Source organism: Pseudomonas sp. NFXW11 (assembly GCF_049887815.1).
Taxonomy (GTDB): Bacteria; Pseudomonadota; Gammaproteobacteria; order Pseudomonadales; family Pseudomonadaceae; genus Aquipseudomonas.
The window spans coordinates 227,247-252,090 of the sequence record NZ_JAGEKI010000008.1; the positions used below are offsets into that span (position 1 = coordinate 227,247).

General features: G+C 63.9%; 24 protein-coding genes. 12 read left to right on the forward strand and 12 right to left on the reverse strand.

All coding sequences use genetic code 11. The features are described from left to right. Positions 1–10 precede the first annotated feature (10 nt). Positions 11–370, reverse strand: a complete 360-nt coding sequence (locus J4P02_RS15020) for a PilZ domain-containing protein (RefSeq protein ID WP_426191522.1) — start codon at positions 368–370, stop codon at positions 11–13. A gap of 217 nt (positions 371–587) precedes the next feature. Then, positions 588–962, reverse strand: coding sequence for a tetratricopeptide repeat protein (locus tag J4P02_RS15025; protein WP_426191524.1), 375 nt, complete (start codon positions 960–962; stop codon positions 588–590). Between the two features lie 157 nt (positions 963–1,119). Here J4P02_RS15025 and pyk point away from each other — a divergent pair, with 157 nt between their 5' ends. Continuing rightward, a complete protein-coding gene (gene pyk, locus J4P02_RS15030) occupies positions 1,120–2,571 on the forward strand; it encodes a pyruvate kinase (RefSeq protein ID WP_426191526.1) in 1,452 nt (483 codons plus the stop codon). 97 nt (positions 2,572–2,668) lie between these two features. Here the strand turns inward: pyk and J4P02_RS15035 are convergent, their stop codons facing one another. From J4P02_RS15035 to J4P02_RS15045, 3 genes are read right to left on the reverse strand one after another with little or no spacing between them, the layout of a single operon-like run. Next, positions 2,669–3,418, reverse strand: coding sequence for an enoyl-CoA hydratase-related protein (locus J4P02_RS15035; protein ID WP_426191528.1), 750 nt, complete (start codon positions 3,416–3,418; stop codon positions 2,669–2,671). A gap of 28 nt (positions 3,419–3,446) precedes the next feature. Continuing rightward, on the reverse strand, positions 3,447–4,385 hold the full coding sequence (locus J4P02_RS15040) for an iron-sulfur-binding ferredoxin reductase (RefSeq protein WP_426191530.1): 939 nt from the start codon (positions 4,383–4,385) through the stop codon (positions 3,447–3,449). Further along, positions 4,378–5,484, reverse strand: coding sequence for a diguanylate cyclase domain-containing protein (locus J4P02_RS15045; RefSeq protein ID WP_426191532.1), 1,107 nt, complete (start codon positions 5,482–5,484; stop codon positions 4,378–4,380). Before J4P02_RS15045 ends, J4P02_RS15040 begins: the two co-directional genes overlap by 8 nt. A gap of 337 nt (positions 5,485–5,821) precedes the next feature. On the opposite strand from J4P02_RS15045, the gene J4P02_RS15050 reads away from it, so the two are divergent. The 4 genes from J4P02_RS15050 (at position 5,822) to J4P02_RS15065 (ending at position 12,166) form a co-directional block, all read left to right on the forward strand. Further along, entirely contained in the window at positions 5,822–7,345 is a 1,524-nt protein-coding gene (locus tag J4P02_RS15050) for a fumarate hydratase (protein WP_426191534.1), read from the forward strand. Positions 7,346–7,496: 151 nt separating this feature from the next. Continuing rightward, on the forward strand, positions 7,497–9,263 hold the full coding sequence (locus J4P02_RS15055; RefSeq protein ID WP_426191536.1) for an ATP-binding protein: 1,767 nt from the start codon (positions 7,497–7,499) through the stop codon (positions 9,261–9,263). After that, positions 9,257–10,591: a sigma-54-dependent transcriptional regulator gene (locus J4P02_RS15060; RefSeq protein ID WP_426191538.1), complete on the forward strand. Its 1,335-nt coding sequence runs from the start codon at positions 9,257–9,259 to the stop codon at positions 10,589–10,591. The genes J4P02_RS15055 and J4P02_RS15060 overlap by 7 nt, the downstream gene beginning before the upstream one ends. A 252-nt stretch (positions 10,592–10,843) precedes the next feature. Next, positions 10,844–12,166, forward strand: coding sequence for an MFS transporter (locus J4P02_RS15065; protein ID WP_426191540.1), 1,323 nt, complete (start codon positions 10,844–10,846; stop codon positions 12,164–12,166). A 98-nt stretch (positions 12,167–12,264) separates the two neighbouring features. On the opposite strand, the gene J4P02_RS15070 is transcribed toward J4P02_RS15065, so the two are convergent. Further along, complete coding sequence (locus J4P02_RS15070) at positions 12,265–13,020, reverse strand: hypothetical protein (protein ID WP_426191542.1); 756 nt, start codon at positions 13,018–13,020, stop codon at positions 12,265–12,267. Positions 13,021–13,395: 375 nt separating this feature from the next. Here J4P02_RS15070 and J4P02_RS15075 point away from each other — a divergent pair, with 375 nt between their 5' ends. After that, entirely contained in the window at positions 13,396–13,692 is a 297-nt protein-coding gene (locus J4P02_RS15075; RefSeq protein ID WP_426191544.1) for a hypothetical protein, read from the forward strand. 161 nt (positions 13,693–13,853) lie between these two features. After that, on the forward strand, positions 13,854–14,483 hold the full coding sequence (locus J4P02_RS15080) for a flavin reductase family protein (protein ID WP_426191546.1): 630 nt from the start codon (positions 13,854–13,856) through the stop codon (positions 14,481–14,483). Between the two features lie 8 nt (positions 14,484–14,491). On the opposite strand, the gene J4P02_RS15085 is transcribed toward J4P02_RS15080, so the two are convergent. Both J4P02_RS15085 and J4P02_RS15090 read right to left on the reverse strand, forming a co-directional pair. Then, on the reverse strand, positions 14,492–14,731 hold the full coding sequence (locus J4P02_RS15085) for a hypothetical protein (RefSeq protein ID WP_426191548.1): 240 nt from the start codon (positions 14,729–14,731) through the stop codon (positions 14,492–14,494). A 42-nt stretch (positions 14,732–14,773) separates the two neighbouring features. Further along, positions 14,774–15,139, reverse strand: a complete 366-nt coding sequence (locus J4P02_RS15090; protein WP_426191550.1) for a putative quinol monooxygenase — start codon at positions 15,137–15,139, stop codon at positions 14,774–14,776. Positions 15,140–15,470: 331 nt separating this feature from the next. Between J4P02_RS15090 and J4P02_RS15095 the strand changes: the two genes are divergently transcribed. Next, positions 15,471–16,406, forward strand: coding sequence for an AraC family transcriptional regulator (locus tag J4P02_RS15095; protein WP_426191552.1), 936 nt, complete (start codon positions 15,471–15,473; stop codon positions 16,404–16,406). A gap of 43 nt (positions 16,407–16,449) precedes the next feature. Here J4P02_RS15095 and J4P02_RS15100 read toward each other — a convergent pair whose 3' ends face one another. Beyond that, entirely contained in the window at positions 16,450–18,087 is a 1,638-nt protein-coding gene (locus J4P02_RS15100) for a 5-guanidino-2-oxopentanoate decarboxylase (RefSeq protein WP_426191554.1), read from the reverse strand. Between the two features lie 139 nt (positions 18,088–18,226). Between J4P02_RS15100 and J4P02_RS15105 the strand changes: the two genes are divergently transcribed. Beyond that, the gene (locus J4P02_RS15105) at positions 18,227–19,108 is read left to right on the forward strand and encodes a LysR substrate-binding domain-containing protein (RefSeq protein ID WP_426191556.1); all 882 of its coding nucleotides are present in this window, start codon (positions 18,227–18,229) and stop codon (positions 19,106–19,108) included. Positions 19,109–19,162: 54 nt separating this feature from the next. On the opposite strand, the gene J4P02_RS15110 is transcribed toward J4P02_RS15105, so the two are convergent. Both J4P02_RS15110 and J4P02_RS15115 read right to left on the reverse strand, forming a co-directional pair. Continuing rightward, positions 19,163–19,777: an NAD(P)-dependent oxidoreductase gene (locus J4P02_RS15110; protein ID WP_426191558.1), complete on the reverse strand. Its 615-nt coding sequence runs from the start codon at positions 19,775–19,777 to the stop codon at positions 19,163–19,165. A 69-nt stretch (positions 19,778–19,846) separates the two neighbouring features. After that, positions 19,847–20,731, reverse strand: coding sequence for an MBL fold metallo-hydrolase (locus J4P02_RS15115; protein ID WP_426191560.1), 885 nt, complete (start codon positions 20,729–20,731; stop codon positions 19,847–19,849). 113 nt (positions 20,732–20,844) lie between these two features. Here J4P02_RS15115 and J4P02_RS15120 point away from each other — a divergent pair, with 113 nt between their 5' ends. Both J4P02_RS15120 and J4P02_RS15125 read left to right on the forward strand, forming a co-directional pair. After that, complete coding sequence (locus J4P02_RS15120) at positions 20,845–21,750, forward strand: LysR family transcriptional regulator (protein WP_426191562.1); 906 nt, start codon at positions 20,845–20,847, stop codon at positions 21,748–21,750. A gap of 93 nt (positions 21,751–21,843) precedes the next feature. Next, positions 21,844–22,023: a hypothetical protein gene (locus tag J4P02_RS15125; protein WP_426191564.1), complete on the forward strand. Its 180-nt coding sequence runs from the start codon at positions 21,844–21,846 to the stop codon at positions 22,021–22,023. Here J4P02_RS15125 and J4P02_RS15130 read toward each other — a convergent pair. Next, positions 22,016–22,921 (reverse strand): helix-turn-helix domain-containing protein, encoded by a 906-nt coding sequence (locus J4P02_RS15130; RefSeq protein ID WP_426191566.1) that lies wholly within the window; start codon positions 22,919–22,921, stop codon positions 22,016–22,018. The genes J4P02_RS15125 and J4P02_RS15130 overlap by 8 nt on opposite strands. A gap of 455 nt (positions 22,922–23,376) precedes the next feature. Between J4P02_RS15130 and J4P02_RS15135 the strand changes: the two genes are divergently transcribed. After that, positions 23,377–24,828 (forward strand): MDR family MFS transporter, encoded by a 1,452-nt coding sequence (locus tag J4P02_RS15135; RefSeq protein ID WP_426191654.1) that lies wholly within the window; start codon positions 23,377–23,379, stop codon positions 24,826–24,828. Positions 24,829–24,844 lie beyond the last annotated feature (16 nt).

Below are 24,844 nucleotides of genomic sequence, written 5' to 3' on the forward strand. Positions count from 1 at the left end.
CCGCGGCGTATCAGGCCGAGGTCTGCAACGGGTGGAAGCTGAAGTAATGGCGCAGGGCCTGCTCCAGCTCGGCGAGTTCCGGGGGGACCCGGCGCAGGCTGAAACCGCTGTCGTACTGATGGGGCGTGAGGTCCTCGTGGCACCACAGGCAGCAGGCGTTGAAATCCACCAACTGCACCTGGCCACCGCCCAGGGGGACTTTCACCCGCAACTCGAATTCGGCACCAACCAGCATCGGCAACTGACTGATGAGCATCAAGCCATCGGCCGACAGATTGCCGAGAAAACCCACCGGCTTGTCGGTGAAACGGTTGAAGACTTTCAAGCAAGACGGCAACTGATGCCGTTCGATCCGACGTTCAATGAACATGCTGGGTATCGCTATGAAAGGTCATTAAGCATGACCGCACTAGTGCTTCGGAACATGCCGCGAACCGCGGCATCTTCACCTGGATTCGAGCTGCGAAGAAAATCGCCAGAAGGATTCCAACGCCACTGCCACGGAAGGGCCCGGGCAGTGTTCGAACAACCTGGGTCAATGTTAGCTCAGACCCGAGGAGCAATTACACCGCTCCGACGGTTGCAATTCACAGCGCCGCAGGGCGCGCCTGTGCAGCACTGCCCGTTGGCAGGTGCCCCAGTTGCTGCAAGGTATCCAGGCGCGCTCGGGCGCGGAAGGCGTATTCGCTGCTGGGGTACTGGGTGATGATGAACTGGTAGGTCTGCACCGCGTCGACGAACAGCTTCTGCCGCTCCAGGCATTGCCCGCGCAGCATCGACACTTCCGGCTGGATATAGCGCCGCGCACGACTGTCACGGTCGACCTGGCTCAGCTCGAGCATCACGCTTTCGCAGTTGCCACGGTCGTAGGCACGGTAGGCGTTGTTCAAATGATGGTTCATGGACCAGCGGGTGCAGCCGACGACACTGACGGCCAGGGCAGCAATGAGTACGAATCGCATGGGGGTTCTCCTGTCTTGTGCAGTGTATCGACTCATTGGCAAAAATCTTCAAGGTTGTTGCTGCAAACAAACAAAGCGATAAGTAGTGCAAACGAACAATGACTACAACTTCGCAGCATAGTAGCCTCTCGTTGCGCTTGAACTCAGGAGTCCGTGCATGTCCGTTCGTCGTACCAAAATCGTCGCCACCCTTGGCCCGGCCAGTAACTCGCCGGAAGTTCTCGAACAACTGATTCTCGCGGGGCTGGATGTTGCCCGCCTGAACTTCTCCCACGGCACTCCGGACGAGCACAAGGCTCGCGCCAAACTGGTCCGCGACCTGGCAGCCAAGCACGGGCGCTTCGTGGCCATCCTCGGTGACCTGCAAGGCCCGAAAATCCGTATCGCCAAATTTGCCAACAAGCGTATCGAGCTGAAGATCGGTGACAAGTTCACCTTCTCCACCAGCCACCCGCTGACCGAAGGCACCCAGGACATCGTCGGCATCGACTATCCGGACCTGGTCAAGGACTGCGGTGTAGGCGACGAACTGCTGCTGGACGACGGCCGCGTGGTGATGCGCGTAGAAACCGCCACCGCCACTGAGCTGCACTGCGTGGTGACCATCGGCGGCCCGCTGTCCGACCACAAGGGCATCAACCGTCGTGGCGGCGGCCTGACCGCTCCGGCCCTGACGGAAAAAGACAAGGCCGACATCAAGCTCGCGGCCGAGATGCAAGTCGATTACCTGGCGGTGTCCTTCCCCCGTGATGCCGCCGATATGGAATACGCGCGCAAGCTGCGTGACGAAGCCGGTGGCAGCGCCTGGCTGGTGGCCAAGATCGAACGCGCCGAAGCCGTGGCCGACGATGAAACCCTCGACGGCCTGATCAACGCCAGTGACGCGGTGATGGTGGCTCGTGGCGACCTGGGCGTGGAAATCGGCGACGCCGAACTGGTGGGCATCCAGAAGAAAATCATTCTGCACGCCCGTCGCCACAACAAGGCGGTGATCGTTGCCACCCAGATGATGGAGTCGATGATCCAGAACCCGATGCCGACCCGTGCCGAAGTGTCCGACGTGGCCAACGCCGTGCTCGACTACACCGACGCGGTCATGCTCTCGGCGGAAAGCGCCGCCGGTGCCTACCCGCTGGAAGCGGTACAGGCCATGGCGCGAATCTGCGTCGGTGCGGAAAAACACCCCACCAGCAAGACCTCCAGCCACCGCATGGGCAAGGTGTTCGAAAGCTGCGACCAGAGCATCGCCCTGGCCGCCATGTACACCGCCAACCACTTCCCGGGCGTGAAGGCGATCATCGCCCTCACCGAAAGTGGCTACACCCCGCTGATCATGTCGCGCATCCGTTCCTCGGTGCCGATCTACGCCTACTCTCCGCACCGTGAGACCCAAGCCCGCGCGGCCATGTTCCGCGGCGTCTACACCGTGCCGTTCGACCCGGCTTCGCTGCCACCGGAGCAGGTCAGCCAGGCCGCGATCGACGAGCTGCTGAAGCTGGGCGTAGTGGAAAAAGGCGACTGGGTGATTCTCACCAAGGGCGACAGCTACCACACCACCGGCGGCACCAACGGCATGAAGATCCTGCACGTTGGCGACCCGATGGTCTGAGCCTCGCAGCCTGAATGAAAAAGCCCCGGCGGTGAAAACCCCGGGGCTTTTTCATGCCTGCGCCACATAGCCTCGCCCCGGCGCCCAGGGCGAACAATCAGCCCTTGGCGAGAAACCCCGACAACGCGGCAATCGCTTCCGGCGAACGCAGGCGCTGGGTGAACAGCTCGCCTTCCTGTTCAATGACCTGGCGCAGCAACTGGCGATCCGGCGCCTTCATCAACTGCTTGCTCACCTGCACCGCCTGCGGTGGCAAGCGCCCCAGGCGCAGCGCCGCCTCCCGAGCCTTGGCCAGGGCCGCCGCGCCATCCCCCAACGCCGCAGTGGCGATGCCCCAGGCCGCCGCCTGTTCGCCACTGAAACCTTCGCCAAGCAGCAGCAACTCGGCCGCCTTGGCCTGCCCCAACAGGCGCGGCAGGATCAGGCTGGAACCGAACTCCGGGCACAGGCCCAGGTTGACGAAGGGCATGCGCAAGCGCGCATCGCGGCTGACATACACCAGGTCGCAATGCAGCAGCAAGGTAGTACCAATGCCCACCGCCGCGCCGGCCACCGCCGCCACCACCGGCTTGCGGCATTCCAGCAGGCTGCGCATGAAATGAAACACCGGGCTGTCGAGATCGCTGGGGGGCTGTTGCAGGAAGTCGGCGATGTCATTGCCCGCGGTAAAGCATTCGCTGCTGCCACAGATCAGCAGCGCATTGATGTGCGGGTCGGTGTCCGCCTCCACCAGGGCCTCGGCCAAACGGCTGTACATGGCCCGGGTCAGGGCATTTTTCTTGTCGGGGCGGTTCAGGCGCAGGGTCAGCAGCCCGCCCTCGCGTTGCAGCTCGATGGCATCGGTCATGGGGATCTCGCTCAGGAAGAATCAGCGCTCAACCACGGGGCAGGAACACATCGGCCAGCAGTTGATTGCGCGGCAACCCCGCCAGGTACAGGCGCCGGGCAAAGGCGTCGACACTCTCGGGGTGGCCGCAGAGTAAAGCCTGGGTTTGCCGGGAAACAAGCCGCAGTTGCGCCAAAGCCGCTGTCAGCTCGGCCCCCTGCCATAGCTCCACGCTCAGTTGCGGGCGGCTCAAAGCCAAGGCAGCCAGGGGTTTGGCCAGATAATGCTCGCTGTGATCATGGGCCAGGTGAATAACCCGGATAGGCCCCTGATGATCCTGGCGCAGGGCCTCGCGCAGCACACCGAACAGCGGCGCCAGCCCGGTGCCCGCCGCCAACAGCCAGAGCGGTCGTTGCTGCCAGTCCGGGTCGTAGTGCAAGGCGCCCCCACGCAGCTCGCCCAGGCGCAGCGGGTCACCCAATTGCAATTGCCGAGCGGCATCGCAGAACTGCCCCGGCAGCCGGCAATCCAGGTGAAATTCCAGGAAGCGGTCTTCCTCCGGCAGGCTGGCCAGGGAATAAGGCCGGGCGACCTGGCCGGCGGCCCACAGCACCAGATGCTGGCCAGCACGGTAGCGCAGCGGCCGCTCGGGTTGCAGGCGCAAGCGCAGGACAGTGGCCGACAGCCAGTCGAGGCCGACCACCTGGGCCGGCAGGCCATCACGCGCAGGATCGAAAGCCTCGACCTCGAGGTCCTCCTGCACCTGGCACTGACAGGCCAGGCGCCAGCCGCGACGACGTTGTTCATCGCTCAAGGCATCCGGTCGGCTGTCGCTGGGCAGGCCTTTGACGCAATGCACCAGGCAGGCATGACAACTGCCGGCACGGCAGCTGTAGGGCACCGCCACGCCGGCCTGATTCAGGGCGTCCAGCAGATTGCTTCCAGGCGCCACCGACCAGCGCCGATCACCCACGGTCAACTCAGGCATCGAGGTTTTCCCAGGCAGCAAAACAGCGGTTGCGGCCATCGCGCTTGGCCCGGTACAGCGCCTGGTCGGCCCGTTGCAGGGCAGCGTCCAGATCGTCGCCGGCCTGCAACAGGGTCATCCCCGCCGACAGGCTCAGGTCAGGAATATGCAAGCCCACTAGTTGCACCTCCATAAAGGCCAGGCGCAGGCGTTCACAGCAGGAAGTCAGGCGCTCGGCGTTGCATTCGGGCAACAGCACCACGAACTCCTCGCCGCCGTAGCGGGCCAGCACATCGCCGTCCCGCAGGCAGGCCGTGGCCACAGCGGCGAAGGCTTGCAGCACCTGGTCGCCGGCGGCGTGGCCATGCAAGTCGTTGATGCGCTTGAAATGGTCCAGATCGATCAGTGCCAGCCCGTGCACCTGGCCGCGAGTCATGGCCTGCAGTTCGCGACTGGTGATGCGCAGGAAATGCCGGCGGTTGAACAGGCCGGTCAACTCGTCGGTGGCCACCAGGTCCTCCAGTTGCCGCATCATGCCGCGCAGGGTGTCCTGATGGGCCTGCAAGGCGAAACGCCGCTGGCGCATCCGTGAACGCGACGCCTGGACGTAGGCGGCATACAGGCACATCCACACCAGCATCACCAGCAACACGCAAAGTTGCAGCGCCGCCAGTTGCGGATCATCGAGCAACTGGCGGTAGCCATCCCACAGGTTGACCCCGGCAAAGCAGAAGAAGATCAGCACCGCGCAGCGCAGGTAGGCCCGGCGCGATAAATGAAACAGGCCAAACAGCAAGGGCAGGATATAGAACACCAGGAACACCCCGCGAGCCTGATCCAGGTGGGCGATCAGCCAAGTCTGCCAGGCGATGCCCAGCACCACCTGGGTCTCGGTCAGGCTGGGATCGGCAAAGCGCAAATTGCGCCCGCTGAGAAACACCCAGCACAGCAGCCCCTGAGTGGCCAGCACCCATGCCGTGGCCCACAGCGCGTTGCTGGCGGAGGCACGATAGTGCCCCGTGAGAACGGCCAGCCAGAACAGCAGCAGGATCAGTCCATAGGTGCCCGCAGCAATGGTGAAGCGCTTGAATAACAAGCTCTGGATGGCTTTATGGGTCAATCGTTGACTCACCGTGAGAAAGGAGGCTTAAAGAGGTTCCTACCCTGCAGGCCAGTTGCCACTTTAGTGCTGCGCCGGGCAAATGACTATCCAAATTTTAAGCCCGAACCTGCGCTTTCGCCGCTGTTTCACGCAAGAACGGTGCCTATCCGATAGGCGACTTTGGTTTGCCTGCCTGGCGGGTGTACCGGGCACCCAGGCGCGCTATACTGCCGCGCCTTTTTAGCGTCGCGCCAGTTGTCTGTCCGGCGTGCCTTAGAAGGTGCCTGCATCCGACCGATCCACCCAAGTGCCGGCACCTTATTAAATGTTCCCGTCTTTTAGAGGAGCGCGACTCATGACCGTGATCAAGCAAGACGACCTGATTCAGAGCGTTGCCGACGCCCTGCAGTTCATTTCCTACTACCACCCCGTGGACTTCATCCAGGCGATGCACGAGGCCTACCTGCGCGAAGAATCGCCGGCCGCTCGTGACTCCATGGCACAGATCCTGATCAACTCGCGCATGTGCGCCACCGGCCATCGGCCGATCTGCCAGGACACCGGTATCGTCACCGTCTTCGTTCGCGTGGGCATGGACGTGCGCTGGGACGGCGCCACCATGGGCCTGGACGACATGATCAACGAAGGCGTGCGTCGCGCCTACAACCTGCCGGAAAACGTCCTGCGCGCCTCGATCCTGGCCGACCCGGCAGGCGCCCGTAAGAACACCAAGGACAACACCCCGGCGGTGATCCACTACTCCATCGTTCCCGGCAACACCGTGGAAGTGGACGTGGCGGCCAAGGGCGGCGGTTCCGAGAACAAGTCGAAGATGGCGATGCTCAACCCGTCCGACTCCATCGTCGACTGGGTACTGAAAACCGTGCCTACCATGGGCGCTGGCTGGTGCCCGCCGGGCATGCTCGGCATCGGCATCGGCGGTACCGCCGAGAAGGCCGCGGTGATGGCCAAGGAAGTGTTGATGGAATCCATCGACATCCACGAGCTCAAGGCTCGCGGCCCACAGAACCGTATCGAAGAGATGCGCCTGGAGCTGTTCGAGAAGGTCAACCAGCTGGGCATCGGCGCCCAGGGCCTGGGTGGCCTGACCACCGTGCTCGACGTGAAGATCATGGACTACCCGACCCACGCCGCATCCCTGCCGGTGTGCATGATCCCCAACTGCGCCGCCACCCGTCACGCACACTTCGTGCTCGACGGTTCGGGCCCGGCTGCCCTGGAAGCACCGCCCCTGGACGCCTACCCGGAAATCGTCTGGGAAGCCGGCCCGTCGGCGCGTCGGGTCAACCTCGACACCCTGACCCCGGAAGACGTGCAGAGCTGGAAGCCGGGCGAAACCGTATTGCTCAACGGCAAGATGCTCACCGGCCGCGACGCCGCGCACAAGCGCATGGTGGAGATGCTCAACAAGGGTGAAACCCTGCCGGTGGACCTCAAGGGCCGCTTTATCTACTACGTTGGCCCGGTCGATCCGGTAGGCGACGAAGTGGTGGGCCCGGCCGGTCCGACCACCGCCACGCGGATGGACAAGTTCACCCGGCAGATTCTCGAGCAGACCGGCCTTCTGGGCATGATCGGCAAGTCCGAGCGCGGCCCAACCGCGATCGACGCGATCAAGGACAGCAAGGCCGTGTACCTGATGGCCGTCGGCGGTGCCGCCTACCTGGTGGCCCAGGCGATCAAGAAGTCCAAGGTGCTGGCGTTCGCCGAGCTGGGCATGGAAGCGATCTACGAGTTCGAGGTCAAGGACATGCCGGTAACCGTCGCAGTCGACAGCAAGGGTGAGTCGGTGCACATCACCGGTCCCGCCATCTGGCAGAAGAAGATCAGTGACAGCCTGGCGGTAGAGGTGCAGTAAGCCCTTCCCCGCTCGGCCCAGGCGGCGGTGCTGTTGATCCAACGGCCCGCCGCTTTTTTTTGCCCCGGCCTTTCTCCACACTGTCGGCGGTCAACGTTCCACCCGGCGCTCATGCTATCGTTCCCGCCCCCATTGCAGCCTGCCCCGACTCATGGCCCAGATCTCTCGCCCACTCCGCTTGACGTTCTATATCCTGGTGATTCTCGCCGGCACGGCAGTCAGCGCCGGCCTGGCCATGCGCCACGCCGAACGCCAGGCGCTGGTGGAAGACGCCGCCCGTGCCAACGAGCAACTGGGGCTGTATGCCAACTCCCTGCACACCCTGATCGAACGCTACCGCGCCCTGCCGGCGGTACTGGCGCTGGACCCGGAGCTGCGTGCCGCGCTGCAAGGGCCGGTTGCCGCCGAGACCCAGGACGCCCTGAACCGCAAGCTGGAGAAGATCAACGGCGCCGCCCGCTCCTCGACCCTGGAACTGCTGAACCACGATGGCCTGGCCGTGGCCGCCAGCAACTGGCGCCTGCCCAGCAGCTATGTCGGCCACAACTATGGCTTTCGCCCCTACTTCCAGCAGACTCGCAGCCAGGGCAGCGGCCGCTTCTATGCAGTGGGCGTGACCAGTGGCATTCCCGGGTATTTCCTCGCCAGCGCGGTCAAGGCCGACAACGACGGCTTCCTCGGCGCCATGGTGGTCAAGCTGGAGTTTCCCGAGCTGGAGCACGAGTGGAGCCAGGGCAGCGACACCCTGCTGGTCAGCGATGCGCGGGGCATCGTGTTTATCGCCAACCAGCCCGGCTGGCGCTATCGCCATCTGCAGCCGCTGTCGAGCAATGACCTGGCGGAGATCAAGCAGACTCGCCAGTACGACAAGCAACCCCTGGTCCCCCTGCAACATGACGCCCTGCAGGAATTCGACAACAACAGCCGCCTGGTGCGGGTCGACGGCCCTGAAGGCCGCGCCAACTACCTCTGGGAATCCCTGCCGTTGACCGCCGAGGGCTGGACCCTGCACCTGTTGCGCAAGCCGGCGAATGCCTTCGAGGACAGCCGCAATGCCGGGCTGGCCGCTGCCGGCGCCTGGCTGGCGCTGGTGTTCCTGCTGCTGTTCCTCAGCCAGCGCTGGCGCCTGGGGAAAATCCGCCAGCGCAATCGCCAGGAACTGGAACTGCTGGTACAGGAACGCACCCGCGACCTGCGCACCGCCCAGGAAGGCCTGGTGCAATCGGCCAAGCTCGCCGCCCTGGGGCAGATGTCCGCGGCACTGGCCCATGAAATCAACCAGCCCCTGACCGCCCAGCGCATGCAACTCGCAACCCTGCGGCTGCTGCTGGAACACGGTCGGGTGGACGAAGCCTACAAGGCCCTGCGGCCTCTGGACGACATGCTCAGCCGCATGGCCGCCCTCACCAGCCACCTCAAGACCTTCGCCCGCAAGAGCCCCGGCGGCCTGCGCGAACGCCTGGACCTGGCGGCGGTGGTGGACCAGTCGCTGCACCTGCTGGAAGCCAGGTTGCGCAGCGAAGCGATCGAGGTGGTGCTGCACCTGGCTCGCCCGGCCTGGGTCCGCGGCGACGCCATCCGCCTGGAACAGGTGCTGATCAACCTGCTGCGCAACGCCCTGGATGCCATGCAGGACAAGCCTTCCCGGCGCCTGGAGATCAGCCTCGAAGCCGAAGACCAGCTGTGGCAATTGCGAGTGGCGGACAACGGTGGCGGCATCGCCGAGGAACACCTGCTTAGCGTCTTCGATCCCTTCTTCACCACCAAGCCGGTGGGCGACGGCCTGGGCCTGGGGCTGGCGGTGTCCTACGCCATAGTCCATGAGTTGGGGGGCCGCCTGAGCGCGGCCAACCAGGACCAGGGCGCGGTGTTCACCCTGAGCCTGCCCATCGACCTGGAGGCGCATATCCAATGCTGAACTCGGTGATAGTGGTGGATGACGAGGCCAGTATCCGCAGCGCCGTCGAACAATGGCTGAGCCTGTCGGGTTTCGAAGTCCAGCTGTTCAGCCGTGGCGAAGACTGCCTGGCAGAGCTGCCGCGTAACTTCCCCGGGGTGATCTTGAGTGACGTGCGCATGCCCGGCATCAGCGGCCTGGAACTGCTGGCCCAGGTCCAGCGCCTGGACCCCGACCTGCCGCTGATTCTACTCACCGGCCACGGCGACGTGCCGATGGCGGTGGAGGCCATGCGTGACGGCGCCTACGATTTCCTGGAAAAACCCTTCAGCCCCGAGACCCTGCTCGGCAGCCTGCGCCGGGCCCTGGACAAGCGCCACCTGGTTCTGGAAAACCGTCGCCTGCACCAGCAGGCCGACAGCCGGGCTAAGCTCGATGCCACCCTGCTCGGCGTGTCCCGGGCCTTGCAGACCCTGCGCCAACAGGTGCTGGAACTGGCGTCCCTGCCGGTGAATGTGCTGATCCGTGGCGAAACCGGCAGCGGCAAGGAAATGATTGCCCGCTGCCTGCACGATTTCGGTCCCCGGGCCGGCAAGCCCTTTGTCGCCCTGAACTGCGCGGCTATCCCGGAACAACTGTTCGAGGCCGAATTGTTCGGTCACGAAAGCGGCGCCTTTACCGGTGCCCAGGGCAAGCGCATCGGCAAGCTGGAATACGCCGATGGCGGCACGCTGTTTCTCGACGAGATCGAAAGCATGCCCCTGGCTCAGCAGGTCAAGCTGCTGCGGGTGCTGCAAGAGCAGAAACTGGAGCGCCTGGGTTCCAACCAGAGCATCAAGGTCGACTTGCGAATCATCGCCGCCACCAAGCCCGACCTGCTGGAAGAGGCCCGCGCCGGACGTTTCCGCGAAGACCTGGCCTACCGCCTGACCGTCGCCGAACTGCGCCTGCCGCCACTGCGCGAGCGCCGCGAGGATATTCCGCAACTCTACGAACACTTCGCCCGCACCGCCGCCGAGCGCCTGGGGCGCAGCGTCACGCCCTTGAGCGGCGCACAGCTGAGCCGCCTGCTCAGCCACGACTGGCCGGGCAATGTGCGCGAACTGGCCAATGCCGCCGAACGCCAGGTGCTGGGGCTTGGCGAACCGCAGGCACAGTCGGTCGAAGTTGGCCAATCCCTGGCGGCCCAGCAGGAAGCCTTCGAGGCCCAGTGCCTGCGCGCCGCCCTGACCCGGCACAAGGGCGAGATCAAGGCGGTGCTCAACGAACTGCAACTGCCCCGTCGCACCCTCAACGAAAAGATGCAGCGCCACGGCCTGGCCAGAGAAAGCTTCCTCAAAGAAAGCTAAAGCAAGAGCAGCGGCAAGCTTCAAGCGGCAAGTCATGTGCGGAGTCTGCAAACTCCCTGCTCCTAGCTTGCGGCTTGCGGCTCTGGGCAGCTTTCCGCTCATGGCCGCACCGGCAATAGGCGGATTTCCGCTCATCCTTTTTCGCCCACCCCTCTATTCCGGGCCTCTGCTGCCTGGCACAGGTCCTGCTATAGCCCCGGCAGGCTGCGTCTTGCACGCACTCCACAAAAACAATGAATAGAAGGGTCCTTCATGGATATCTCTAATACCTTGCCTGCTGGGTCGGCGGCTGCGCCCGCCACAGAAAAGACCACCGCTAGCCGCCTGAAATCGATTTTCAGCGGTTCGGTCGGCAACATGGTCGAGTGGTACGACTGGTACGTCTACGCCGCTTTCTCGCTGTACTTCGCCAAGGTGTTCTTCCCCAAGGGCGACACCACCGCACAATTGCTGAACACCGCCGCGATCTTCGCCGTGGGCTTTCTGATGCGCCCTATCGGCGGCTGGCTGATGGGTTTGTACGCCGATCGCAAGGGCCGCAAGGCAGCCTTGATGGCTTCGGTGCTGCTGATGTGCTTCGGCTCGCTGATCATCGCCCTGACCCCGGGCTATGAAACCATCGGCGTCGGTGCGCCGATCCTGCTGGTACTGGCGCGCCTGATGCAGGGCCTGTCGGTAGGCGGCGAGTACGGCACTTCGGCCACCTACCTCAGCGAGATGGCGACCAAGGAACGTCGCGGCTTCTTCTCCAGCTTCCAGTACGTGACCCTGATCTCCGGCCAGCTCATCGCCCTGGCGGTGCTGATCGTGCTGCAGAACGTGCTGACCACCGAAGAGCTGCAATCCTGGGGCTGGCGGATTCCCTTCGGCATCGGCGCCCTGTGTGCAGTAGTGGCGCTGTACCTGCGGCGCGGCATGGAAGAAACCGAGTCCTTCACCAAGAAGAAAGAGAAGCCCAAGGAAAGCCTGATGCGCACCCTGATGCGCCATCCCAAGGAACTGCTCACCGTGGTCGGCCTGACCATGGGCGGCACCCTGGCCTTCTACACCTACACCACCTATATGCAGAAATACCTGGTGAACACCGTCGGCATGAGCATTTCCGACTCCACCACCATTTCCGCAGCCACTCTGTTCCTGTTCATGTGCCTGCAGCCGGTGATCGGCGCGCTCTCGGACAAGGTCGGGCGGCGGCCGATCCTGATTGCCTTCGGCGTTCTCGGCACCCTGTTCACCGTGCCGATCCTCAGCACCCTGCACAGCATCCAGACTTGGTGGGGCGCGTTCTTCCTGATCATGGCGGCACTGATCATTGTCAGCGGCTACACCTCGATCAACGCAGTGGTCAAGGCCGAGCTGTTCCCCACCGAGATCCGCGCCCTGGGCGTGGGCCTGCCCTATGCGCTAACCGTGTCGATCTTCGGTGGCACCGCCGAATACATCGCCCTGTGGTTCAAGAGCATCGGCATGGAAACCGGCTACTACTGGTACGTCACCGCCTGCATCGCCTGTTCGCTGCTGGTCTACGTGACCATGAAGGACACCCGCAAGCATTCGCGGATCGAGACCGACTGATAGAAAAACGGCGCCCGGGTGCAAGGCCCGGGCGCTTTTTCGCGATCTGTGGGGAAGCTTTCGCCGGCAAGCCGGCTCCTCCAGAAAGTGGGTGTGGCTCAGGAGAGTTCGGCGGCGCCTTGGCGCGCGTAACGGTTCTGGGCCCAGGATGCGCCGACGATCAGCGCCAGCAGTATCCCCGCCAATACCGCCGACGAGCCGATGGTACCGAAATCCAGGCCGCCCTTTTCATGGGGTTTGGTCAGGAAGTCGCCCAAGGTCGCACCAAACGGCCGGGTCAGCACGAAGGCCACCCAGAACAGCAGCACCGACGAGAGCTTGGTGCAGTACTTGAGCAACACCACCACCGCGATGGTCGAGCCAATCAGCAGCGCCCCGCCAGCAAAGCCCAGCCCCGAATCGTCCGCCAGGTAATCGCCCAGGGCCGTGCCCAGGGTGTTGGAGAACAGGATGGCCATCCAATAGAACAGCTCGCCGCGAAAACTCTGGATCTTGTTGACGTTCAGCGAGTCGCCGCTCAGGCGCCAGGCGGCGAAGATCGCCAGCAGGATACCGATCAGGATCAGCGAGCCGCTGGCGTAGCCCAGGCCCAGGGTGCGGTCCATAAAGTCCGACATGGTGGTGCCGGCGGTGCTGGTGGAGAGGATCACCATCCAGTACAGCACCGGGTTGTAGCTTTTCGAAAACAGCTGGGTCACCAGGGTCAGCAGGAACACGCTGATCAGGATCATCGAACTGATCGCGTAGCCAACGTTGAGGGTCATCGACAGCAGGTCCCCGGCGGTTTCGCCCAGGGTTGTCGCGCAGATTTTCATGACCCAGAAGGCCAGGGTGATCTGTGGAAGTTTGTTCATTCGCAAGAGAGCTCCAAGGGTCACATTCACGGTGGCCTGTCTTGGGTTGCAGGCCTGCGCGGAGGCTGCGGGGCGAGGGGTGAAAAATAGGTCGGGAGCGAATGAAAAAACCGTTGAAACGTCCTGTTACATCAATATCGATCAATTAATGATCAGTTAATCCGTAATTCATAGCCTACTAACGAATCCATTCCACTCCCTGGCCCGTATCAACAGTGAGGCTTGAATGCGCTGATCGGCTGTAAAAGGCGAACGCAGATACATCGATTTGTACGATATTTATTAGCGTTAATTTGCGCTTTTTAATCGAAATGATCGGCGTAGGATTAATCCCAAGCCCAACCTACTCAGCTCAAGCAACCTGGAGTCAACATCATGAAAAGCAAACTGATCCTCGCTCTGACCCTTTCGGTACTGGCTGCCAATACCTTCGCTGCCGACGGCTACGACCGCACCGGTTCCGCTACCTTGGCCGCCGATGGCTACGACCGCACCGGTTCCGCCACCTTGGCCGCCGATGGCTACGACCGCACCGGTTCCGCCACCTTGGCCGCCGATGGCTACGACCGCACTGGTTCCGCCACCTTGGCTGCCGATGGCTACGACCGCACCGGCTCCGCTACCTTGGCCGCCGATGGCTATGACCGCACCGGTTCCGCCAGCATCAGCTGATCAACTCGGCTGACACCACAGCCCGGCCTTGGCCGGGCTTAGTTTTTTCTCGCGGGGGTAAATCTTCCGCTTCCCGGATCACCCAGGGCGCAGCGCTGGAATTCGACCGGTGCGCGCTGCACTATGGCGCCCTTCATTGGCCCCAGCAGGAACCTTGCGTCATGTCCGACGACATCCACTACTACGAACCCGCCCAGGGCCACGGTCTGCCCCATGACCCGTTCAATGCCATCGTCGGGCCGCGCCCCATCGGCTGGATCTCTTCCCAGGACCGCGAAGGCCGGCTGAACCTGGCGCCCTACAGCTTCTTCAATGCCTTCAACTACATTCCGCCGATCATCGGTTTCTCCAGCGTCGGTCGCAAAGACAGCCTGAACAATATCGAACAGACCGGCGAGTTCGCCTGGAACCTGGCCACCCGGCCCCTGGCCGAGCAGATGAACCAGAGCTGCGCGGCGGTTGCGCCACAGGTAGACGAGTTTCAACTAGCGGGCCTGACGCCCGTAGCATCGAAGGTCATCAGCGTGCCGCGGGTGGGCGAAAGCCCGGTGTCCTTCGAGTGCAAGGTCACCCAGATCATTCAGTTGCAGCGTGCGGACCGGGAGTTGGTGCCCAGTTGGCTGATTCTCGGCGAAGTGGTCGCCGTGCATATCGCCAAGTGGCTGCTCAAGGACGGGATCTACGACACCGCCGCGGCAGAACCCATTCTGCGCGGCGGCGGGCCGGCGGATTACTTCCAGCTGGGGCCAGAGGCCCTGTTCAAAATGCAGCGCCCAGGGGCGCGTGGGTAGGTTGCAACTCAGTGGGCTTGAAAGCTCAGCTCGCCATCGGCATCGACGTCGATCAGTTGCTCGAGTTGCAGCGCGGCAGCCTGGTCGGCCTCATGCGCAGTGTTGAATTTCTGCTCGGGCAGAACCTTGTGAAAGCGTGGTGCGCCCGAGGCATCCAGGGCCTTGACGGCGATTGCCGCGCTGTAGCCTCCCTCCCCTGGAACGACAGCGGAAACGGCTTCGTAATGGGCAAACTCTTTGCGTGCCATGTTGCGGGTCCTGGCCTATGGAAAGTTGGCCATTCTAAACCTTCAACTGGCCAGCTGGTGTAGCGGCGCCCGATGCAGTTGCGGGTATTCGCCCCATGCGTCGAGTGCCGACACATTGCTGAAGGTATGGAAATCCAGGCTGTTGACCACCAGGTCCTGCACCAGCTCGGCGAAAATCGCCATGGCCGGTGAATTGAAGTAGGCGGTCATGTGCTGCTGGCTGCTCCAGAAACCGGACACCAGCCACAGATCGGCATCGCACTGCGAATGCTGCAGGGCGAAATGCAGGCAACCGGCGGCCTGGCGCGACGGTTCGATCAGGCTGCTCAAGCGTGCGCCCAACTCCTTGGAACGCCCGGCCCGGGCGCGGACAAAAGCCATATGGCTGACGGGAATATGCGTGGACATGTGCGACCCTCCCAGGGTGTTGACGTGGCAGCCGGGGGACGGGCTGCGACAGGATCAACGATACGGGTGAGGCTGTCCCCGGCGTTAGTCGATTCCTGCTGCCGATTTGCCCATTCCTGCGATAACCCCGGCTGGCTGCCGGGCAACCCACCCTTGCACGACAGAAGGGCTACAGCGGTGTTTCAAGCAAGTGAAGGGCCCGGTTATCGGAGCGCCTTGTCCATCGCGCGCGCAGGTAGCAGGATCAGGCAATTTTTACGCAGGAATCGCCTAGTCGGGTTGCTTGCACAAATTTAAGCTGTGCCGATCACAACTTCCGGAGGCTGCGCCCATGTCATCACTGCACCACCTGCAGCCGCCCCTGGCTCCGGAGATGGAGAAACAGCGGGTGGAGCTGGCCGCGATCATCGAGCGCCACACGATCAATGATGGCAGCCATGCCACGGCCATCGAGTCGCTGTTCGTCTCGCGCCACAGCAGTTCCCACCACTTCGCCCCGGTACTGGCCCAGCCGGCCCTGTGCATCATGGCCCAGGGCCGCAAGGAAGTGCGCCTGGCCGATGAAACCTACAATTACGATCCGCTGAACTACCTGGTGGTGTCGGTGGCCGTGCCCTTGAGCGGCAAGGTGGCGATGGTTTCCCCCGCAGAACCCATCCTGGCGCTGCGCCTGGATATCGACCCCGGCGAGATCAATGCGTTGATCGCCGATGCCGGGCCCCTGGGCGTACCGGCCCGCCCCACAGGACGCGGCCTGTATGTGGAGCACCTGGACCCGCCGATGCTCGATGCGGTGCTGCGCCTGACCCGCCTGCTCGACACCCCGAAGGACATCGCCATGCTGGCGCCGCTGGTACGCCGGGAGATTCTCTACCGCCTGCTGCGCAGCCCCCAGGGCCATCGCCTGTACGAGATCGCCACCGCCAACAGCCAGAGCCACCGGGTCAACCAGGCGATCAAGTGGCTCAACGGCCACTTCGAAAAATCGCTGCGCATCGACGACCTGGCCCGGGAAGTGAACCTCAGCGTTTCGACCCTGCATCACCGCTTCAAGGCCATGACCGCCATGAGCCCCTTGCAGTATCAGAAGCAACTGCGCCTGCAGGAAGCGCGGCGGCTGATGCTGACCGAGGGCCTGGAGGCTTCGGCCGCAGGCTATCGGGTTGGCTACGAAAGCCCGTCGCAGTTCAGCCGCGAATACAGCCGGCTGTTCGGCGCACCGCCCTTGCGGGACATGGCGCGCCTGCGGCTGGAAGCCAGGCCCTGAGCGGCGAGTTGGCAACTTGCGCGCTTGCCAACCGCTTGCGCCCTTATGCCATTACTCCCTGGGTCCAGCGATGCTGGTCAATTTCAATCAGGGTCGGCCCCTGGCGATCGGTGGCCAGACGCAACGCCGCCTGCAGTTGCTGGCGATCCTCGATGCGCTCGGCAGCGCAGCCCAGGCCCTTGGCCACGGCGACGAAGTCCGGGGTGTAGATATCCACCCCCACCGGTTCGATGGCGCGATTGACCATGTATTTCTTGATCTCTTCATAACCCTGGTTATTCCACAACAGGACGATGATCGGCGTGCGCGCTTCCACCGCGCAGGCCAGTTCCGCCAGGGTGAACTGCAAGCCGCCATCGCCGATCAGGCAGGCCACCGGCCGCCGTTCGCTGGCTTGTGCAGCGCCGCCGAGCCAGGCGCCGATGGCCGCCGGCAAGGCATAGCCCAGGGTGCCGTAGCCGGTGGAAGCGTTGAACCAGCGCCGAGGCCGTTCGGGGTTGAAGGTCAGGTTGCCGCTGTACACCGGCTGGGTGGAGTCGCCCACCAGGACGATCTCCGGCAAGGCTTCCAGCACCGCCTGTAGAAAACCGGTCTGGGCCCGGGTCGGGGCATCCCAGGAGGCCGCCAGGGTTTCGCGCAAAGCGCCGGCGCGGGTTACGCCCCAGTCGCTGCGGCGTTCACTCAAGGCTTGCCGGGACAGCTGATCCAGCAGGGCCTGGGCGGCGATCCGCGCATCGGCCACCAGGGCCACTTGCGGCGGGTAGTTGCGCACGCACTGGTCGGGGTCGATATCGATCCGCAGCAAGGCCCCGGGAATCTCGAAACCGCCGGCGAAGGTCACGTCATAGTCGGTTTCCGCCAGCTCGGTGCCGATGGCCAGCACCACATCGGCTTCTGCCACCAGGGCTCGGGTCGCCACCAGCGACTGGGTGGAACCGATCAGCAGCGGGTGCGCCGAGGGCAGCATGCCCTTGGCATTGATGGTCAGCGCCACCGGGGCCTGCAACAGTTCCGCCAGGCGGGTCAGGGGTTCGGCGGCGTCGATGGCGCCGCCTCCGGCCAGGATCAACGGCCGCCGGGCCTGGGCCAGCAACTGCGCCATGCGCGCCACGGCATCCGGGGCAGCACCGGCGCGGGCGATACTCACCGGCCGGCTGGCCAGCAGGTGGTCGGCGTCCTGCACCAGTACATCGAGGGGAATCTCGATGTGCACCGGCCGCGGGCGTCCGGCCTGGAACAGGGCAAAAGCCCGGGCCAGCACCACCGGCAATTCATCGGCAGACATCAGGGTGTGGGAAAACGCCGCCACTCCCCCCACCAGCGCGCTCTGGTTGGGCAGCTCGTGCAGCTTGCCGCGACCACCGCCCAACTGGCTGCGGCTCTGCACGCTGGAAATCACCAGCATGGGGATCGAATCGGCATAGGCCTGGCCCATGGCGGTGGTGATATTGGTCATGCCGGGGCCGGTAATGATGAAACACACACCGGGCTTGCCACTGGTACGGGCATAACCATCGGCCATGAAACCCGCGCCCTGTTCGTGGCGCGGGGTCACGTGGTTGATGGAAGAGCGGGCCAGGCCGCGGTACAGCTCGACGGTGTGCACTCCGGGAATACCGAACACCTGCTCGACCCCATAACCCTCAAGTAACTTGACCAGCACTTCGCCGCACGTTGCCATGTGTTCGCCCTTCTTATGATTGGAAACCGCGCACCTAGCAGCAGGCGTCGGGACGGGGCTATTGGAGCGGGGGGCGCTGGTGGCAACAATGGATAAAAAGTCATACTAGCCATGTCCTTACGTCATGCCTGAGCCCGCCATGAGCCGCCTGCCTCCCTTGCCCGCGTTGCACACCTTTCTGGTGACCGCCCAGTGCTGCAACTTCACCCGCGCCGCCGAGCAGTTGCATATCACCCAGGGCGCGGTGAGCCGGCAGATCGCCGGGCTGGAAAGTCATCTGGGCTACCCCTTGTTCCAGCGCCAGGCCCGGGGCCTGAGCCTGACTGCCGAAGGCCAGGAATGGTTGCCACGGGTGCAGCAGGTGTTCGAACTGATCAATGGCGCGGTGGACGAGATAGGTGGCCGCAACCGCAACCTGCGCCTCAAGGCCCCGACCTGCGTGATGCGCTGGTTGCTGCCCAGGCTGTTGCAATGGCAGAAGGAACGCCCGGAGGTGCCAGTGCAACTGACCACCACCGTCCAGCACGGCGTCGATTTCAGCCGCGAACCCTTCGATGCCGCGGTGATGTACGGCGCCCCGCCGCCACCCAGCCTCGGTTCCCAGCATCTGTTCAACGAGCAGCTGACACCGGTCTGCTCAGGCCCCCTGCTGGAAGGGCCGGTGCCGCTGAAGACCCCGGCGGACCTGCAACAGCATCTGCTGCTGCATCCTTCCCATGATCAAAGGGACTGGCAGAGCTGGTTGAAGGCGGCGGGCACTTCACTCAATACCCTGGGCAAGGGCCAGCATTTCGAGACCCTGGACTTGGCGATGTCGGTGGCATCCCAGGGAACCGGCGTGGCGATTGGCGATTGGGCGTTGATTGGCGATGACCTGAGTGCCGGGCGGCTGGTCATGCCCTTTGCACTGAAGGTGCCGACGGGACAGGCCTATTACCTGGTGTACCCGGAGCGTCCGGGGCCGTCAGCGCCGTTGCAGGAACTGCTGAATTGGCTGGTGCAGCAGGCGCAACTGCGCTGAATCGAGCGAGCTGCGTGCGCCGCTGGCACGATCGCGCCAGCGGCTGGGGCGATATCAGTAGCCGACGGTGAAACGCTGACGACGGTGAGCGGGTTTCTCCACTTCGTCGATCAGGGCAATCGCGTAGTCGGCGAAGCTGATCCAGCTGCGCCCTTCGGCGCTGAACAGCAGGTGGTCCTGGCCCAGGCGGAAATGCCCGGTACGCTCGGCTTCGACAAACTCCGCCGAGGGCGAAAGGAAGGTCCAGTCCAGTTCATGCTCCTGGCGCAGGGTGTCCAGGTAGACCGAGCCGGCACTGGCCTCGGCCTTGTACTCCGCAGGGAAACCCGGGCTGTCGATCACCCGGCTGCCGTCGGGCAGCAACAGCGAACCGGCACCGCCCACCACCAGCAGGCGCTTGACCCCGGCCTTATTCACCGGGTCGATGATGGCGCTGGCGGCGATGCTGGCGAAATGCGCGGCGCTGATCACCACATCGTGACCGGCCACTGCCGCTTGCAACGCGGCGCTGTCGGCCACATCCACGGCGCGACTGACCACACCGTCACGCTCAGCAATCGACGCGATGTTGCGGGCGATGGCCGTCACGCTGTGGCCACGGCGCAGGGCTTCTTCCAGGAGTTGGCTACCGGCACGACCGGTGGCGCCAATGATTGCAATCTTGCTCATGACAAATCTCCAGTTGGCTAAGAGAGTCGGGAGTTACCCGCCCCCGAACGGGGGCGGGTCAAAACGCTGTCACCACTGCATTTCGCCCTTGGCGACCTTGGCGCTGAGCTCCAGGGAGCTGTCTTCGCCCAGGTCCGGGTAACGCTTCTTCATGGCCGCGATCAGTTGCGCGGAGTCCTTGGCCTTGGCCGTCTCTTCGTCGAAGGCCTTGATGTAGTCGGCGGTGAAGTGCACCGGCGCCAGGGAACGTGCGCTGTCACCGAGGAAATGCCCGGGGATCACGGTCTTGGGTTGCAGGGCGTCGATGGATTTCAAGGTGCTCAGCCAGTCCGCATGGGACTCTGGGGTCTGGGTATCGGCCATCCACACATGGATGTTCTCCGCGACCACCACGCCACCGACCACCGCCTTGATCGACGGAATCCATACGAAGCTGCGGTCAGGCTGCTTGCCGTCCAGGCCGATGATGTCCAGCTTCTGCCCTTCCAGGGTCAGGCTGTGGCCCTTGAGCACGCTCGGCACAATGGTCTTGGCAGGCACGTCGGCGCCCATTTTCGGGCCCCAGAAAGCCAGCTTGCCGTCCACCGTGGCCTTGATGTGCGCCACCGTCGGCTGCGAGGCCACGACCTTGGCATCGGGGAAGGCGGCGGTCAGGGTGTCGAGGCCGAAGTAATAGTCCGGGTCACCGTGGCTGATGTAGATGGTGGTCAGGTGCTTGCCGCTGGCGCGGATCTTTTCCACCAGTTGCTGGGCCTGGGATTTGCCGAACTGGGCATCCACCAGGATCGCGTCTTTCTTGCCGCTGACCAGTACCGAAGTCACCGGGAAGATGGCGTTGGCTCCCGGGTTGTAGACATCCAGGGTCAGGCTGGGCTCGGCAGCGGCAGCATGGGCGACGAAACCCAGGGTGGCGGTGGCCAGCAGCAGGCGTTTGAGTGAAGTGAATCCGATCATGAAGGCAGCTCCGCGTAGGTAGGACTGTGTGCAAGTGGGTAAAGCTTAGTTGCCGGACTCGCTACAAAAAATGCGATGCTTGGACATAGTTTGTTTCTGAAAGCGGGCAAATCATGGATCGTCTCCAAGCAATGCGGGTCTTCGTCACCGTCGTCGACCTGGGCAGCCAATCGGCCGCCGCCGACCACCTGGACCTTTCACGGCCGGTGGTTTCACGTTACCTGGCGGAACTGGAGGACTGGGTTGGCGCGCGGCTGATGCATCGCACCACGCGCAAGCTCAGCCTGACCGCGGCCGGTGGCGAGATCCTGCCCCGCTGCCGGCAGATGCTGGAGCTGTCCAACGACATGCAAGCCGCCGTCGGCGAACCCGAGGATGCGCCCCGCGGCTTGCTGCGCATCAGCGTCAGCACCTCGTTCGGCCAGGCGCAACTGGCCGATGCCATGGCCGAGTACGTGAGGCGCTACCCGGGGGTGAGCATCGATTTGCAGATGCTCGATCGCACCGTGAACCTGGTGGACGAACGTATCGACCTGGCGATCCGTACCAGCAACGACCTGGACCCGAACCTGATCGCCCGGCGCCTGACCGTTTGTCGCTCGGTAATCTGCGCCTCCCCGGCCTACCTGCAAGAGCACCCGGCGCCGCAACGGGTGGAAGACCTGAGCCGGCACAACTGCCTGACCCATTCCTATTTCGGCAAGAGCCTGTGGCATTTTGAACAGGACGGCGAGCAGGTCTCGGTGCCGGTGCAGGGCAATATCAGCGCCAACGAGGCCAGCACCTTGCTGCGCACCGCCATGGCCGGCGCCGGCATCGCCATGCTGCCCAGCTACCAGGCCGGGAAATACCTCCAGCGCGGGGAGCTGGTACGCCTGCTGGCCCATGCCGAACCGCGACGAATGAACATGTATGCGGTCTACGCCTCACGCAAGCATATGCCCGCGACCCTGCGCAGCATGCTCGACTTCCTGGTTCTGAGATTTCCCCAGGAACCGCTCTGGGATCAAGGCCTGTAACCCCGACGGCGGCCTGGAAAGCCCCTGTAACTGACCTATGCTGATAGCAGTACCCCTGCAAAAACTGCGGGTACTGGTTCAGAGGTCACTGCCATGAATATCAAGATAAGAAGGTACCTGGCCATCTTCCTGACCTGCACCGCGACCCTGGCGTTGTACGGTACCGCCGCTTACCGCGTCGAGCAGGCCCGCATGCAGCCGCGCAGCGAATACGCCAGCTGTAACTTGGAGCACTGCATCCCCCACAACGCCACCTTGAACGCCCTCAGGTAAAGGGCGCAGATCCCTGGCCTGCGGCCTTGAGCTGGTCGCGAAAGGCCTTGGGCGAGATCCCTTCCCGGCGCCGGAACAGCCGGGTGAAGTTGGTCGGATCGGAAAACCCCAGGTCGGCGGAAATCTCGTAGATGGTCATGCCGGTATAGGTCAGCAGGCGTTTGGCCTCCAGCAGCTGACGCTGGTGCATGATCTGCAGCGCCGGTTGCCCGGCCAGTTCGCGGCAGGTGCCATTGAGGTGCGACACCGAGATGCCCAGACGCTGGGCCAGGTCTTCCACCTTCACATGCTCCCGATAGTGGGCTTCCACCAACTGCATAAAACCATTGAAGTATTCCCGCGCGCGTTGCGGACGCTGGCGCGTAGTGCTGCGCTGCAACGCCTGGCGCCCGAGCCACACCGCAATCATGCCCACCTGGGCGTGCATGAGCATTTCCCGGGCCGGCTGCTGGGCCTGGTACTCGCAGTGCAAGGCGGCGAACAAATCGTTGAGGTACTGGGCGTCGTTTCCCGCCGGGTAGCTGCCGGGAAGCTCCAGGACCTCGGCTGCGGTGCCCAGCTGGGTTTGCAGGTGGCTGAGCAACGGCGCGGCCAGGGTCACCACAAAGCCGTCGATGTCTTCGGAGAAACGAAAACCATGGACCGACAGCGGCGGCAGCACCTGCACCAGCGGCTGCTCCAGGCACGTGCGCTGCCCCTCGATCTCAAGTTCAGCCCGCCCGCGGGAGAGCAACAGCAACTGGCAAAGATCGGCATGCCGATGGGGTTTGATTTCCCAGTGATGCTCGCGGCTACGCTGGCTGATGGACTCGCAATGGAGCAGGTCCGGAGTGGGCCACTGCTGGTTCTCGCCATACAGCTTGAACACGGGAATGGCCGCAAGGGCAGGCTTGTTCATCACGGCAATCCGGGCCTCGAGGTAGCGGACGATAAGGGCTTCCCAGGAAAAAGCCGTCATTCAGGAGGGCGGGCCCCAGCCCTGCAATCGACGGATTCACCCAGGAAAAATGCAAACTCCGGCATGCCAATTAAAGACCCATCCGCTGGATTTGGAGAGGGCCGGCGCAGCGCAGACACTATACAGAATGCGTCCCATTATCGAGTAATCCCAAGTGCCACAATCTTTGTCCGCCGGGCTCTGCTTCGACCCCTAGGCACGCGGATGGACGGCCGATAAAAAACCGCTGCAAACTTCCTTGCCGAGCTATCCGATAGGCAGCTATCGAGTACACTGATGCCTATTCCCGCAGGACAGAATCTGCGGGGCCATCACCCTCTGCAGGTTCCTCCGTGACGCACTTTCAACAGCCCGCCCCGGTCAAGCCGGTCATCCGCAGTGTGCTGATCGCCCTGATGCTGGCGATCTTTCTCGGCGCCCTGGACCAGACCATTGTCGCGGTGTCCATGCCGGCGATTTCCGCCCAGTTCAAGGATGTCGGGCTGCTGGCCTGGGTGATTTCCGGCTACATGGTGGCAATGACCGTGGCCGTGCCCATCTACGGCAAGCTCGGCGACCTGTATGGCCGCCGCCGGCTGATGCTGTTCGGCATGGGCCTGTTCACCCTGGCCTCGCTGTTCTGCGGCCTGGCGCAGAACATGGAACAACTGGTGCTGGCGCGGATTTTCCAGGGCATCGGCGCTGGCGGCATGATCTCGGTGAGCCAGGCGATCATCGGCGACATAGTCCCGCCACGGGAACGCGGCCGCTACCAGGGCTACTTCAGCAGCATGTACGCGGTGGCCAGCGTCGCCGGCCCGGTGCTGGGCGGCTACATGACCGAATTCCTGTCCTGGCGCTGGGTGTTCCTGATCAACCTGCCCCTGGGCTTGGGCGCCTGGTGGGTGGCCTATCGCACCCTGGTGGGGCTGCCGGTGCCGCAGCGCAAGCCGATCATCGACTACCTCGGCACCCTGCTGTTGATCATCGGCCTCAGCGCCCTGCTGCTGGGCATCACCCAGGTGGGCCAGGGCCATTCCTGGCGTAGCGCCGAGGTGCTCGACCTGCTGGCCATTGGGCTGATCGTCCTGGCGCTGTTCGTCTGGCATGAACGCCGCACCCGGGAACCCTTGCTGCCGATGCACCTGTTCGCCAACCGCAGTGCGTTGCTGTGCTGGTGCACGATCTTCTTCACCAGCTTCCAGGCCATCTCGCTGATCGTGCTGATGCCCCTGCGCTTCCAGAGCATCACCGGGGCCGGGGCCGACAGCGCCGCGTTGCATCTGTTGCCATTGGCCATGGGCTTGCCGATGGGTGCCTACTGCGCCGGTCGCCTGACCTCGGTCACCGGCCGCTACAAGCCGATGATCCTCGGTGGCGCGCTGCTGATGCCGCTGTCGATTCTCGGCATGGCCCTGGTGCCGCCACAGGCGCTGCTGCCCAGCAGCCTGTTCATGCTGCTGTGCGGCATCGCTGGCGGCATGCAGTTTCCCACCTCGCTGGTGGGCACGCAGAATGCGGTGGAGCAACGGGATATCGGCGTGGCCACCAGCACCACCAACCTGTTTCGCGCCCTGGGTGGCGCGGTGGGCGTGGCCCTGATGTCGGCCTTGCTGCTGGCCTTGCTGCAAGACTCCAGCCTGGCTCACCTGAGCGGCGCCGGGCTGATGAGCGAAGGCTCCGGCAACGCCCTGCTCGACGGTCTGAATGCCGCACCGGGAGCCGCGCGGGATGCCCTGCGCGGCGAGCTGCTGCTGACCTTCCGCCATCTGCTGCTGGTCAGCGCCGGGGTCTCCCTGCTGGGGTTGGCGGCGGCGATCGCGATGCCCAACCGGCTGTTGCGCGGCCGCGAAGACAAGGCCCGCTGAGCCTGTAGCCCACTTC

Coding starts and splice junctions, on each gene's coding strand:
- J4P02_RS15020 (WP_426191522.1), bottom strand. CDS start 370: ATGTTCATTGAACGTCGGATCGAACGGCATCAGTTGCCGTCTTGCTTG.
- J4P02_RS15025 (WP_426191524.1), bottom strand. CDS start 962: ATGCGATTCGTACTCATTGCTGCCCTGGCCGTCAGTGTCGTCGGCTGC.
- pyk (WP_426191526.1), top strand. CDS start 1,120: ATGTCCGTTCGTCGTACCAAAATCGTCGCCACCCTTGGCCCGGCCAGT.
- J4P02_RS15035 (WP_426191528.1), bottom strand. CDS start 3,418: ATGACCGATGCCATCGAGCTGCAACGCGAGGGCGGGCTGCTGACCCTG.
- J4P02_RS15040 (WP_426191530.1), bottom strand. CDS start 4,385: ATGCCTGAGTTGACCGTGGGTGATCGGCGCTGGTCGGTGGCGCCTGGA.
- J4P02_RS15050 (WP_426191534.1), top strand. CDS start 5,822: ATGACCGTGATCAAGCAAGACGACCTGATTCAGAGCGTTGCCGACGCC.
- J4P02_RS15055 (WP_426191536.1), top strand. CDS start 7,497: ATGGCCCAGATCTCTCGCCCACTCCGCTTGACGTTCTATATCCTGGTG.
- J4P02_RS15060 (WP_426191538.1), top strand. CDS start 9,257: ATGCTGAACTCGGTGATAGTGGTGGATGACGAGGCCAGTATCCGCAGC.
- J4P02_RS15065 (WP_426191540.1), top strand. CDS start 10,844: ATGGATATCTCTAATACCTTGCCTGCTGGGTCGGCGGCTGCGCCCGCC.
- J4P02_RS15070 (WP_426191542.1), bottom strand. CDS start 13,020: ATGAACAAACTTCCACAGATCACCCTGGCCTTCTGGGTCATGAAAATC.
- J4P02_RS15075 (WP_426191544.1), top strand. CDS start 13,396: ATGAAAAGCAAACTGATCCTCGCTCTGACCCTTTCGGTACTGGCTGCC.
- J4P02_RS15080 (WP_426191546.1), top strand. CDS start 13,854: ATGTCCGACGACATCCACTACTACGAACCCGCCCAGGGCCACGGTCTG.
- J4P02_RS15085 (WP_426191548.1), bottom strand. CDS start 14,731: ATGGCACGCAAAGAGTTTGCCCATTACGAAGCCGTTTCCGCTGTCGTT.
- J4P02_RS15090 (WP_426191550.1), bottom strand. CDS start 15,139: ATGTCCACGCATATTCCCGTCAGCCATATGGCTTTTGTCCGCGCCCGG.
- J4P02_RS15095 (WP_426191552.1), top strand. CDS start 15,471: ATGTCATCACTGCACCACCTGCAGCCGCCCCTGGCTCCGGAGATGGAG.
- J4P02_RS15100 (WP_426191554.1), bottom strand. CDS start 18,087: ATGGCAACGTGCGGCGAAGTGCTGGTCAAGTTACTTGAGGGTTATGGG.
- J4P02_RS15105 (WP_426191556.1), top strand. CDS start 18,227: ATGAGCCGCCTGCCTCCCTTGCCCGCGTTGCACACCTTTCTGGTGACC.
- J4P02_RS15110 (WP_426191558.1), bottom strand. CDS start 19,777: ATGAGCAAGATTGCAATCATTGGCGCCACCGGTCGTGCCGGTAGCCAA.
- J4P02_RS15115 (WP_426191560.1), bottom strand. CDS start 20,731: ATGATCGGATTCACTTCACTCAAACGCCTGCTGCTGGCCACCGCCACC.
- J4P02_RS15120 (WP_426191562.1), top strand. CDS start 20,845: ATGGATCGTCTCCAAGCAATGCGGGTCTTCGTCACCGTCGTCGACCTG.
- J4P02_RS15125 (WP_426191564.1), top strand. CDS start 21,844: ATGAATATCAAGATAAGAAGGTACCTGGCCATCTTCCTGACCTGCACC.
- J4P02_RS15130 (WP_426191566.1), bottom strand. CDS start 22,921: ATGAACAAGCCTGCCCTTGCGGCCATTCCCGTGTTCAAGCTGTATGGC.
- J4P02_RS15135 (WP_426191654.1), top strand. CDS start 23,377: ATGCTGGCGATCTTTCTCGGCGCCCTGGACCAGACCATTGTCGCGGTG.